Origin of the sequence: Paenibacillus sp. GCM10027628, from assembly GCF_042676385.1 — a bacterium.
GTDB lineage: Bacteria > Bacillota > Bacilli > Paenibacillales > NBRC-103111 > Paenibacillus_E.
Genome location: NZ_JBHTHA010000046.1, coordinates 45,298 through 57,796, shown reverse-complemented (window position 1 = coordinate 57,796; position 12,499 = coordinate 45,298). Strand labels below are relative to the sequence as shown.

Annotated in this window: 12 protein-coding genes; 1 reads left to right on the top strand and 11 read right to left on the bottom strand. The window is 45.5% G+C overall.

What is annotated here, in order from left to right; genetic code table 11:
* Positions 1 to 5: 5 nt before the first annotated feature.
* The 11 genes from ACFQZT_RS28425 to ACFQZT_RS28375 form a co-directional block, all read right to left on the bottom strand.
* On the bottom strand, positions 6 to 299 hold the full coding sequence (locus ACFQZT_RS28425; RefSeq protein WP_379305607.1) for a BMC domain-containing protein: 294 nt from the start codon (positions 297 to 299) through the stop codon (positions 6 to 8).
* Positions 300 to 327: 28 nt separating this feature from the next.
* Entirely contained in the window at positions 328 to 1,860 is a 1,533-nt protein-coding gene (locus ACFQZT_RS28420) for an acetaldehyde dehydrogenase (acetylating) (protein WP_379305605.1), read from the bottom strand.
* A gap of 60 nt (positions 1,861 to 1,920) precedes the next feature.
* Positions 1,921 to 2,571 (bottom strand): ethanolamine utilization microcompartment protein EutL, encoded by a 651-nt coding sequence (gene eutL, locus ACFQZT_RS28415; RefSeq protein ID WP_379305603.1) that lies wholly within the window; start codon positions 2,569 to 2,571, stop codon positions 1,921 to 1,923.
* A complete protein-coding gene (gene eutC / locus ACFQZT_RS28410; RefSeq protein ID WP_379305601.1) occupies positions 2,555 to 3,643 on the bottom strand; it encodes an ethanolamine ammonia-lyase subunit EutC in 1,089 nt (362 codons plus the stop codon). The genes eutL and eutC overlap by 17 nt, the downstream gene beginning before the upstream one ends.
* 40 nt (positions 3,644 to 3,683) lie before the next feature.
* Positions 3,684 to 5,048: an ethanolamine ammonia-lyase subunit EutB gene (locus tag ACFQZT_RS28405; RefSeq protein ID WP_379305600.1), complete on the bottom strand. Its 1,365-nt coding sequence runs from the start codon at positions 5,046 to 5,048 to the stop codon at positions 3,684 to 3,686.
* 221 nt (positions 5,049 to 5,269) lie between these two features.
* Positions 5,270 to 6,730 (bottom strand): ethanolamine ammonia-lyase reactivating factor EutA, encoded by a 1,461-nt coding sequence (locus ACFQZT_RS28400; protein ID WP_379305598.1) that lies wholly within the window; start codon positions 6,728 to 6,730, stop codon positions 5,270 to 5,272.
* Between the two features lie 100 nt (positions 6,731 to 6,830).
* Positions 6,831 to 7,412, bottom strand: coding sequence for an ANTAR domain-containing response regulator (locus ACFQZT_RS28395; protein WP_379305816.1), 582 nt, complete (start codon positions 7,410 to 7,412; stop codon positions 6,831 to 6,833).
* Positions 7,413 to 7,447: 35 nt separating this feature from the next.
* Positions 7,448 to 8,875, bottom strand: a complete 1,428-nt coding sequence (locus tag ACFQZT_RS28390) for a sensor histidine kinase (protein ID WP_379305596.1) — start codon at positions 8,873 to 8,875, stop codon at positions 7,448 to 7,450.
* Between the two features lie 117 nt (positions 8,876 to 8,992).
* Positions 8,993 to 9,508: a EutP/PduV family microcompartment system protein gene (locus ACFQZT_RS28385; RefSeq protein WP_379305594.1), complete on the bottom strand. Its 516-nt coding sequence runs from the start codon at positions 9,506 to 9,508 to the stop codon at positions 8,993 to 8,995.
* Between the two features lie 14 nt (positions 9,509 to 9,522).
* The gene (eutS, locus tag ACFQZT_RS28380; protein ID WP_379305592.1) at positions 9,523 to 9,864 is read right to left on the bottom strand and encodes an ethanolamine utilization microcompartment protein EutS; all 342 of its coding nucleotides are present in this window, start codon (positions 9,862 to 9,864) and stop codon (positions 9,523 to 9,525) included.
* A 137-nt stretch (positions 9,865 to 10,001) separates the two neighbouring features.
* Positions 10,002 to 11,390, bottom strand: a complete 1,389-nt coding sequence (locus tag ACFQZT_RS28375) for an aminotransferase-like domain-containing protein (protein WP_379305590.1) — start codon at positions 11,388 to 11,390, stop codon at positions 10,002 to 10,004.
* Between the two features lie 115 nt (positions 11,391 to 11,505).
* On the opposite strand from ACFQZT_RS28375, the gene ACFQZT_RS28370 reads away from it, so the two are divergent.
* A complete protein-coding gene (locus tag ACFQZT_RS28370) occupies positions 11,506 to 12,438 on the top strand; it encodes a DMT family transporter (RefSeq protein WP_379305588.1) in 933 nt (310 codons plus the stop codon).
* The last annotated feature ends 61 nt before the right edge of the window (positions 12,439 to 12,499 follow it).

The following is a 12,499-nucleotide window of genomic DNA, read 5'->3' as shown; positions in this document are numbered from 1 at the left end:
TGCGTTTATTTTTCCAATTCAAATTTAGGCAAAATGCTTTCCAGTTCGTTGTGTGGGCGTGCGATAACATGAACGGATAAAAGCTCACCAACGCGTTGCGCTGCCGCCGCACCTGCATCTGTCGCCGCTTTTACTGCGCCAACATCTCCACGAACAAGCACCGTTACAAGTCCGCCGCCTGCATGGACCTTGCCGACCAAATGAACATTCGCCGCTTTTACCATCGCATCCGCCGCTTCAATAGACGCTACCAGCCCTTTTGTTTCGATCATGCCTAATGCAGTAAGTTCTCTTGTCATTTGAAATTCCTCCTAGAGTTTAATTAAATTAGATTTGGGAAATCACTTGATTGACTAATTTGACGATCGTTTCCTTGTCAACATTTCCTGCTGAACCAAACTTGGCTAAAACTTTGCCTACGACTTCATCGATCTGAGCATCTTTCGAATGCGGTGCCTCTGGTTTTGAATTTGTCGGAGCCTTTGCACTACCGGGTTTAGGGACATCCACATGTTTGATGCCGTAAGCAAGACGTTTAATGTTCATCAAATGATGGGCTGTCAAATTATCAGAGGTAATATTGCCTCCGAACGACCCGCAACCTAGCGTAAATGAAGGTTTGAGTCCAGTCGTTCCGCCAACTGCGCCGAGTGCGGATGGCGTATTGACGACAATTCTTGATACTGGCATTCGTAAAGCAAATGTGCGGGCAATTTCGTCATCCGTTGTATGAATAGCCAGCGTATGCCCTCTTCCGCCTAAATCCAAAAGACGTTCGCAGATATCCAAAGCTTCCTTCGAACCCTCAACGGTATACAAAGCAAAGACTGGAGCCAGTTTCTCTATGGAAAAAGGAATGTCTTTCCCGATATTTGTTTCCTCCGCGATCAACAAGCGCGTATCAGCGGGAATCGTAATGCCTGCCATTTCCGCGATAACTCGCGCGCTGCGTCCCACAATCTTAGGATTGAGTTTGCCGGGAGCAGGAGAAATGACCGGTTCCAGCTTCTTCTTCTCTCCCGCGTTCAAGAAATAAGCGCCTTGATTCTTAAACTCGCAAATGGCCATCTCACGGATGTTCCGATCCACGATAACGGCCTGCTCAGAAGCGCAAATGGTTCCATTATCGAAAGTTTTGCTGTCGACAATTCGCTGTACGGCTTTGGAAATTTCGGCCGATTTTTCAATGTACACCGGCACGTTTCCTGGTCCTACCCCGTAAGCAGGTTTACCGGAGCTATAAGCTGCCCTTACCAAAGCGCCGCCGCCTGTTGCTAAGATCAGATTAACATCTCTATGCTTCATTAAGCCTTCAGTAGCTTCCATCGTCGGCTGAGTAATCCAGCCAATGATTCCTTCCGGAGCTCCCGCATCCACGGCTGCCTGCAAGCAAATCTTGGCTGCTTCGACCGTGCATTTTGCGGCGGACGGGTGGGGACTAAAGACAATAGCGTTTCGCGCCTTCAGCGCAATCAAACTTTTGAAGATAGCTGTGGATGTTGGATTCGTTGTCGGTACAATTCCTGCAATGACACCAAAGGGAGCAGCTAACTCTACAATTTTCTTATCTTTATAATCGTTTATGACTCCAACGGTCTTCTGATCACTAATGGACTGGTACACATCTCGAGAAGCGACTTGATTCTTGATCACCTTGTGCTCGATAACCCCGAGTCCTGTTTCCTCGACGGCGAGAGAGGCAAGCTCGTAGGATTTCTCATAAGCAGCATCCGCCATAGATTTAACGACGCGGTCCACTTCTGCTTGTGAGAAAGCTTGAAACTTCAATTGAGCTTCTTTCGCTTTCTTAACGGCGTCTCTCATTTCCTGAATGGATAGCAAATCCTTTTCCAATAGCATCTTTCGTTAGCTCCTTTCTTCTCATCATTTAAAACTTCTTCTTCTACATGGGCATCACTCCTAATATGAGATAGGATGTTTAGCAATTTCGATAATGCTTTCCCGAAAAGCATCCGCTGCAGCGCGACAAGCCGATTGTGTGCCTGTAAGCAATCCGCCGCCGAAGTTTGTCTCCGAAGGAGGGCCAAAGAACTTGACTAGCCGCACGTCCGCCGCCTTCAAAGCGGCATCGAGTCCGTACATAGCCTCGAGTGGTGGAGCGATTAAATAAGCGAGCGGCTCACCTTCGTTAATGCCCGCCAATTGGGAAAGATAACTGCCGGTTCTCGCTACGACATGCGCATACAAAGCGTGAGTGCGTTCCTCATTTAAGGCTTCGAAAAACGCATCATATTGAATGGTATTTTCGATCGCTTCGATCCCGCTTCTTACCTCGTCAGGATTGGGCCCGGCAATGATTCCGATGAATTCACCCGATAATGGACCGGATGCGTGACTGGCGCCGGCGTAGAAGGAACGGGCATACACGACTTCCACTTCCGCTCTCTTGGTCCCTTCGTCAAGTGCCGTATACCCGATATCGTCAATCGTCGTCGTAAGAATACCCAAGCTCCTAAATCCGGGTTTCAACTGATATTGAGCAGCCAACGACTCATCTACATTAGGAATGATACGGACAGCTAGCACTTCAGCCTTAATTCTGTCTAGCATCGCTGACCGACGCCTCCTTTTGAACGAGTGATATGCCACTCGCTTCATATTTGAGAATTTTCTCGACGACATTTCCCAAATAGGCTCCAGCCTCTACGGGGGGAATGCCTCCCGAATGGATGTTTGAAATGACCATCCGCTCGGCTTCAATCGTTCCTTTTCTAGGCTTATAACACATGTAAGCACTTAATGATTCGGCACTTAGCAAGCCCGGCCGTTCCCCGATGATCAGCACGACAACCTCAGGCTGCAAAACTTCTCCGACTTCATCCATGACCGCAACCCGGCCTTTTTGAATGTAGAACGAAGTCCCATACTCGAGACCAAGATTTTTCAAGGATTGCTGTAGCGATAAAAGCACATCTTCCAGGTTTTTCTCAATCGCTTGTGAACTAAGACCGTTGGATACAATGATTTGTACTTTGGGCTTATGCACACAACGCTTGGAAATGATTTGTATCGCTTCATCCGACAATCGCCTTCCAAGGTCCGGACGACGTATATACTCTTCTTTATCCGAAACCTTAGTCTGCACCGAAAATAAATCCAGACTTTCCAGCAATTCCGGCGAAACTTCCCCATAGACGGCGTCTACCGCAGCGGCATGATCAAGCCGGAAGCGTAACCAAGCTTCTGTTTTCGGCCGTAAACCGGCTCTTCCAATTCCGATTCTGGCGGGCGTTTTACTTTTGAGTGCTGATAATTCCTCTTTATAAAGAGGTTCCTCTATGCCCAAACGGGTTTGTAATTCCGGAAGAATTTCATCGTGCTGATCCAGCAAAAGTTTCTTTTCCTCTAAGGGTTTGGAATCCGATCTATGATCCCAAATTTTCACCATTCCACCCTGATCTTCTGTTGGTTCATAGGGGGAGTTGGTAAAAGGCAATGATGTCTGTACTAACGTGAACGGTTCTTGTGAATCCGTTCCACTTTGCAGATGATTCCAAACCTTGACCATCCCATCCGCATGTGTTGACACTTCTGAGTCTTGGATTGTAGATGGCGTATCTTGGCGGGCATTGATTTTCTCCAGAACGATTTTTGTAATCGCTTCAATGAGCCCTTCATTCATGTTTATCACCTCCTAGCAAAACTGTCATCGTTAGCTTAGGCTAACGAGTAAAAATGGTAGGATCTCCAGCTCTTCTGCTTAATTTACCATCTTCCATAATCCCCATTTTCTCTAACCAGGCTTCGAATATCGGGGCCGGTCTGCGATTCATCGTTTGGCGCAGTGTTGCCACATCGTGATAACTCATGGATTGGTAATTGAGCATGCAGTCATCCCCCATCGGGGTTGCAATAATAAAGTTGACACCCGCAGCGGTAAGCAGTACACCTAAATCTTCAATATCATTTTGATCGGCTTTAATATGGTTGGTGTAACAAATATCTACCCCCATGGAGATCCCATGCATTTTGCCCATAAAATGATCCTCAAGGCCGGCGCGTATCACTTGCTTGCTGTCATACAAATATTCCGGGCCGATAAACCCGACGACCGTGTTTAAAATATAGGGATTATAACGCCGGGCAAATCCGTAATTGCGCGACTCCATGGTCAGCTGGTCAATTCCGTAATGAGCTTCTGCCGACAATTCCGATCCTTGCCCTGTTTCAAAATATAATCGCTCAGGGCCTGTTCCCGTCCCAAGCGTTCTAGCCATATCATCGGCCTCATCCAGTAAAGCGGCTGTGATGCCGAATGAGCGATTCGCGGCCTCTGTACCTGCTATGCTTTGAAAAATCATATCCGCAGGAGCGCCTTGCTCGATGGCCTTCATCTGTGTGATCACATGGGCCAGCACACAATTTTGCGTCGGGATCTCCCAGGTTTTCATAAAATCATGTGTCGCGTACAGCAGCCGTTTGACACTCTCGACAGAATCGTCGACCGGGTTGATGCCAATAACCGCATCGCCCATCCCATACGATAAGCCTTCCTTTAAAGAAGCGATCATTCCGTCAACATGATCCGTAGGATGATTAGGTTGAAGTCTTGAGGCAAGAACCCCTTTTTGCCCAATCGCGATGTTACATTTGGTTATGACTTCAATTTTATTCGCGCTATGAATCAGATCGAGATTCGACATCAGTTTCGCCACTGCCGCAATCATTTCGCTGGTGAGTCCTCTGCTTATCCGCTTTAAATCTTCTCCCGAAGTACGGTCATCGAGAATATATTCCCTCAATTCGGATACGGTCCACCCTTGCATGCTCTTATAAATAGGTTCATTGACTTGTTCCTCAATGATCCGGGACACTTCATCTTCTTCCGCCGGGAGCAAGGGATTGTTGCGAATGTCGCTCAGCAGCAGTGCGCCAAGAACTTGTTTGGCAGCGATCCGCTCTTGAACGGTCTCAGCAGCAAGCCCGGCAAGCCTATCGCCAGATTTTTCTTCGTTCGCTTTGGCAAATACTTCTTTCAAGTTATTAAATTGGTAAACTTGACCCATGAGCGAAGTCTTCAGTATCATGAACCGACCATCCTTTCTTTAAAGGTTGTTTAAAAAGCCCACTTTGATAACGAAGCAATTCAAGAAGCCTAATCGGCATCGAATCTTGAACGAATCCGGGAAGTCCGGTACTCTCGTAGCAAATCTCTACGCTCCGTTCCTCCTTCTCCGGAATTCGTCCAACTTTCTCGGTTCTGAAAGCGGACTTTTTAAACTTTTATTTTAAAAATGAAACTCTCATTTTAAGAATGAAACGCGAGTGTCTTCACAACGACGGGCACGACTTCCGTTTGCAGCTTTTTTCCAATATCCAGGTAATCGCCGTGTTCGACGAGAACTTGATCGATGCAAATAATATCGCGTCCGGGGTTCATTGCCTGCAAAGTTTGGCCTAGAACTTTAGCCATGTCATTGGCCATAATGACAATCAGCGGTTCGAGTTGATTAGGCTGGGCTTGGTAGGATTCAAGCAGCCACCCGGCCAACTGTTGGACTTCGCGAAATCTTAGCACCGATAGACCCGTCATATAGAGAGCAAAATTGATTCCTTCTCTTAGTGGATCATAAATCTGTAACGCCTGTTCTATCGCCTGATGAATGATTTGTTTGCCATTGTCAAGATCTTCACTCAACTGCACATGATAAACTGGCAAGTTTTTAATGGGTAAACGCGAACTCTCGACCTGGATTGTAGCTCCGCTTATCTCCGTTGTTTGCGTACCGGCCCCAAGCACGGTAGCTCTGACAGTTTCTATGGGTGTGATCCACTTCCATCGCTTCAGTGGAGCACTTTGCCGTAATGATTCAGCTAGTATGAAACCGATATCCTCATATTCGACGCTTTGCGCTTGTTCTGAATTTGTTTCCAACCCGTACATACATTCACTAACACCGCCCGAAAACATAATTTCATCGATAGGTATCCCCCAATCAGGCGGGTGTCCTAGAAGGAGTACTTTGTCTATGTTGTCAACTTTCCCTTCGAGAATATGAACAAGTGTACGGACCATGGCGTAGATGACTTCCTTGATCACACTATGAATATCATCCATATGAATGGGATCGCCGGGAGAAAGCGAATGTCCTAAATGGCTAAGCAGGTTTTGTATGGGTGGAGATATGGTTTTTATTCTCTTCTTATCTAGCTCTATTAATCTGCCGCCAATATGCAGCGTACACGTCCCTTTGAAATTTCCGGATTGATAAACAGCAAGATTAGCCGTTCCTCCGCCAATATCTATATTCGCTATCGTCTTGCCCGATTGTTTGGAATACTGATACGCTCCGGATCCTTTCGCTGCAATAATTCCTTCCAAATCGGGTCCAGCCGTGGCGACCAGGAATTCACCCGCTTCTGAGGAAAGACTGTGAATCATTTCCTCTGCATTATGTTTGGTAGCGGTTTCTCCCGTAATAATTACGGCTCCCGTCTTGATATCCTGCGGCCTAACGCCAGCTTTGGCATATTCTTTTTTTACGAGATTTTGAACCGCTTCTAAATCAATTAACACATTCGAGCGTAAAGGCGTCCGATAAATGGGACTTTTATAAAAAACTTGTTTATCGATAATTTCAATCCGCGGCACATGGCTGGTTCCAGCCGTATTCATCAGAGAAAACCGGCTCAAGATGAGCTTGGTCGTACTCGTGCCAATATCGATACCGGCGCTAATAATCGTTTCTGCTTGTTGATGTTGCTTCATATCATCACCCCCCAGAAGAAAAAGACGCCTTTTAGCACTATCTGCTTGAGATAGTGATAAAGGCGTCTTTGCCTAAGCTATTTTTTTTGAATGAAACGGTTTAATACGTTTTTATTATATTTTCATCTAAACTGCGAGTTTTGATCACATCATGTGCGACAGCGATCATCTGAACCTGATGGTTCATACAATAAGAGCGTAATTTTTTATAAGCTCCCTCTTCATTGAGAAGATACGTCTCCATGATAATGCCTTTTGCTTTTTCAATGATTTTTTGATCCTCGATTTTCTGCTCTAGCTTTTTAATATTACCCATTAAAGAATGCAAGCGTTTGGATTGATTGAGCGCAATTTCAATGGCCGGGATCAAATCATTTTCTGTAATAGGTTTCACCAGATATCCCACAATTTCCGCATTTTTGGCCTCTTCGATAAATTCCGTCTGACTATAGGCGGTTAATAATACGACAGGGATTTGCCAAGATTGTTGGATAATGCGACTCGCCTTGATCCCGTTCATACGCGGCATTTTGACATCCATAACAATGAGATCTGGACGATGTTTGGCAGCAAGTTCTATGGCCAATTCTCCCGAATTCGCTTCGGCGATTACGTCATAACCGGCTTCAAGCAACATTTCTTTAATATCCATACGTATAATGGACTCATCGTCAACGACCATAATACGAGACTTGCTCATCGTGATCCCTCCGCAATTTATTCGATTGGAAAGACGACCTTCGCCCTCGTCCCCTTCTCAGAAAGCCGTTCGATTTCAAACTCTCCATTCAGATCGTAGTTCGTCAAATTCCTGACAATCTCAAGTCCCAAATGTTCGGTATCCGTCTGATGTTCAAATCCGACTCCGTCATCTTGAATGATGAGTTGAACCTGCCCGTTATCGACAAGCAATTGAATCGTAATCATGCCTTCCACAAATCCGACAAAGCCATGTTTTACACTGTTCTGTACAAGCTCCGTGAGAATAAGCGCCAATGATACCGCTTGATTGGATGATAATTCAATATCCTCGATATCCAATTGTATGCTTACTTTGCATGGGTCATTTTGAATATTATTCACGAGTATTTTCGATATTTTCTCGATTACTTGATTCATTCGAACCGTTTCAATTCCACTGTAGGAAAGTACTTCGTGGACGGTTGCGATACCCATTATGCGGTTAAGACTTTCTTGAAAAAGGATTTTCGCTTCGTCCGGCACACCGCGCCGGAGCTGAAGCCTTAATAAGCTCGCTACCGTTTGCAGATTATTTTTAACGCGGTGGTGGATTTCTTTAATCACAGCCGATTTCACCATCAACTGACGCTCCTTATCGCGAAGGTCAGTAATATCACGCAGAATTAAGATTCGCATCACTTCATCTTTGTTCTGCAAATCAATGCCGCGAAGAATATACACCTTATCTTTATGAATGGCCTCTCGTTGAATAACACCGTTATTCAAATAGTCATTTTCTTGAATAAAGGGAAGCATCTCGCAAATGGGACTATTAATATAATCTCCATTCGTCAGACTGTTATCACAATGGATTTCCATGAGCCCGATTGCAAAATTATTCGCATACATAATTTTCCCATCCGCTCTTAATAAGACAAGAGCCTCTTCAATCAGATCGGGAATGATGCGATTCTTCGTTATTAAATCAAAGAACGTACGGCTAAATTCTTCGGTTGTCTCTGAAAGAATAGCAAGTTCGTTCTCGTGTCTTACTTGTGCCGTAATATCTTTTTCCAAAATAAGCATGCCGATCGTCTTATTGCTATCATTTTTAATGGGCATTACATTCTGGTTGACATGCACGCCTTCATGCGTGATAGCACGATTGATCAATGCAGGCTTTCCTGTTCGATATACACGGAATACGGCCGGTTCGTAACGTTCGTAGATGATTTTCCCAACAACACTTCCTTTATAAAGTGAATGTGAGGTGGTCGGAATGGCTTCTGCGACTACAAGGACATTACGATCGCCCTTTACCGGACAATCGATAAAAATATTAGCCTGCGCGATATCCGCAATGGCTTGAATGGTTTTACTCTTTTCAATGATAAGATCTACATCTTCATCGCTTAAAGAAGTGTACGTTTTACATAAATGTTGAATCTGCTGAACAGCATTCATCGTCTAAGACTCCTTTAGGAATAAAAAAAGAGCCTTCAACATGGATTCCACTTACTGTTGATGGCGCCTTTGCCAATAAGATATTCATTTATTAAGGATATAATACTTAAAATTCAGTTAAATGTAAAGGCTTTCATGATAAAATATATAATTTGCTGCCGATTGGATGCAATATGTTTTCATGTCCGCTAATGTCGCGCATTGCACCAGCTCTTGGATCTCCTTGATGCCTTGCCCGGTAAACGAGGAAGAAATAACGATAGCCCCCTTCGGAATGGCTTGCTTCAACTGGTTCAAGGCTCGATCCACATTCGCATCTTTCGCATCAGACTTGGTTACAACGCCTATAGGCAGCTTGGTAAACCCTGTAGCGAATCCCGGCGGAAAGATCGTCTTCGAATTCGTAGCATCTTGGATAAATATGACATGAGTAACTTCAAGCGCAGTGGCCATAATACTTTTGTAAAAAAAGGGATTCTCCGTATATTCGCCAGGTGTATCGACAATCCAATCCATATAAACTAAAGCTTGGGTTTTTACGGCATCGACCTTCCGGCCAAGTAACGCATTCGTCATTGTTGATTTCCCTGCGCCAATAGATCCTATAATCATAGCGCGATGATTGGTATTCATGGCATGCACTTCCTTTACGACTTCGTGATACGTGATGGCGTATATCCAAGCTGTTCAGAAAGAAAAGTATTAATTTGCTGCATCGCCACCTCGACTTCGGATACACTTCCTACCAAAACGAGACTTCCGGTAAAACGATCCAGAAACCCGATCGAAACGTTCGCCGCTTTGGTCGCCAGATCGCAAGCAATAATCACCGTTTCACTAGGCGTTAGTGTTAGAATGCCAATGGAACCCGCTTGCGCGATTCCAAGTTTATTAAACAAATCCTCATCGGGATTTGCTATTAAATGACTTAGCGTTACCTGTTTGCCGGGTACAAACTCCTGAATAAATCGTTTTTTCTCTTCTTGCATCGAAAATCACCCCCTCTCCCGAAAAAAAAGAAGCCCCCGTCAATAATGGCGGGGGCTTCTTTGCCGCACTTTTTTTATATTATCTTATCATAAAATTGCTGATTTGCAACAGGTAACGAATCAACTGTCAAAGGTAGTTAAAACTTGCGAGCAATCTCCACAAGCCGCCTAACACCATCACGCAATTGCCCTTCATTTACGAAAGAGTAGCTTAACCGGATCCAAGCATGCATCTCCTTCAACGGGTCGCAGATCGTTCCTGGAACGAAGGAAATGGATTGCCTGATGCATTCATCTAAGAACGGCTCTACAGGAAAAGTGTCCGGCAGCTTTAGCCACAGGTTCAGTCCTCCCTTGGGACTCACCCATTGCCATCCGATTGCAGCCAGTTCTTCCTCCATGATGTCTCTCCGAATTTGTAGAGCCGTCCGAAGCTTCTCCAAATGCTGCTGCATCCGTTCCGACGCGAAATAATGCAGAAAAATCTTTTGATTGACGAGCGGCGTTCCGTTATCCGCAAGTGACTTGGCCGTAATCAAATGCGCAATGACAGACTTTCGGCCAATGATCGCACTAATTCTCAAGCCGGGAGCCACATATTTGCTAAAGCTTCGGATATATACGACCCAGCCTTCCGTGTCATAAGTGAACATTGGCGGAGGCGGCGGCCCCTCGAAATACATATCGTGAAAAGCATCGTCTTCGATCAGGAGGCACTGATACCGTTCGGCCAGCTCGACCAGCAGCTTGCGTTGTGCCGGAGGAATCGTATAGCCCGTCGGATTATGAAAAGTAGGATTCATATAAAAGAATCGCGGCTGATACTGTTTCATCAACCTCTCAACCTCTTCCAAATCATAGCCATCCGCTGATATATCGACGGGAAGAAAACGGGCGCCATAGCTGCGGAAAGTATCGATAGCTGCACTATAAGTTGGTCGTTCTACTAAAATAGCATCCAGTTGACGAATATAGATGCGGGCAAGCAAGTCTATCGCTTGCTGCGCTCCCGTCGTAATCAATAACTGACCGGAAGTTAGTTGAACCTTATGATGACGAACCAAGTGCTGACATAGATGCTCACGCAGCTCTTCATCCCCTTGCGCGGAAGAGTATGTTCCCATTAATTTCGGATAAATATCGAACACTTTCTTCACATATTCGGAAAGAAACAGGTTCGGCAGTAAATTCGGATCAATGAGCGCCTGTGAGAATTGATAGATGACCGGGACTTGGTGAATTTCGGATAAATTGTTTTTGAGATGCCCGGGAGATGGTTCGGTCGCGATCTCCGTGTACTCGGTCTGCAATTGCTTCGACTCACAGGGGCTTACATAGTACCCTGATTTTTCTTTTACATAGGCTCTCCCGTTCAGTTTCAATAGTTGGTACGCTTTGAAAACGGTGAGCCGGTTCACGCCCAGTTCTTGTGCAAGCATCCGGATCGAAGGAAGCTTCTCATCCGCTTGCCACACCTGGCGATCCAGTCGGTTGACGATATAATCATAGACTTGTCTGAAAAGCATGGCAGCCCCCTTCTCTTGTTTTCTTATTGTACACCAATTACCAGAAATCTGTTCTATGTATATTCATCTGTTCTATTCACCTCCATGTATGATACATATCAAAGGAGGAGCAGCTATGATTATTTTTAATTACTTGCTCGTATGTTTGATCTTTGGCACGACTTTCTTAGCGATTAAGATTGGTGTCGACGCCGCTGCACCGCCATTTTTCTCTGCGGGCGCACGCTTTTTCATTGCAGGTTTGGTGTTATTCGTTTGGATGGTCGGAAGGAAAAAAGCAAGCTTCAATCTTCTATTCCGCAAAGAAATGCTCTTTACAGGCATTGGGTTGACCTTCGGCACCTTTGCAACCCTGTACTGGGCCGAACAACATGTCACCTCCGGTATCGCAGCCGTGCTATCGGCTACAGGACCGATCATGATCCTTGTACTTCAGATGATTGTAATGCGGCAAAAACCGGCTGCCCGTTCGTTCTGCGGCTGTATCATTGGATTCAGCGGCGTTATCTTGCTGTTGCTTCCCAGTCTTACTTTCTCCGCAAGCGGCTGGTGGGTAATCGGATGCATCGCGATTATGATCGGCGAATTCTTTTATTCATGGGGCGCCCTGTATGCGAAACGAGTTATCCAACAATTCCCGGAAGCCTCACCTATTGCGCTTAATGCGGCTCAAATGATTTATGGCGGGTTGTTGTTACTGCTGCTGTCCGTTTGTACGGAACACAATCCGTTTGCAAGCTTGCAGTCACCCGGTGCGATTGGTTCGCTCCTTTATCTGATAATCATCGGATCGATGGTCGGACATAGCCTTTTCTACTGGCTCGTAGCCAAAACGAACCCTATCTTCCCTTCAACATGGCTCTATGTCTCGCCGCTGATCGCTCTCATAGTTGGCGTCTTGTTCTATGGCGAATCCATCAGTTGGATAACGATGATAGGCGTAATCACCATTATCGCGGGTGTTGTCGTAGTCAATTTGGACAATTTGAGTCAACTGTTTAGAAAACCGAAAAGCAAGACCAAGAAGCTCAGGGAAGTCCATCCCTGAATCACTCATTCACAACGAAAAAAGCTTAGTCCACGAGCTGTAACCGCTCGGACTAAGCTTT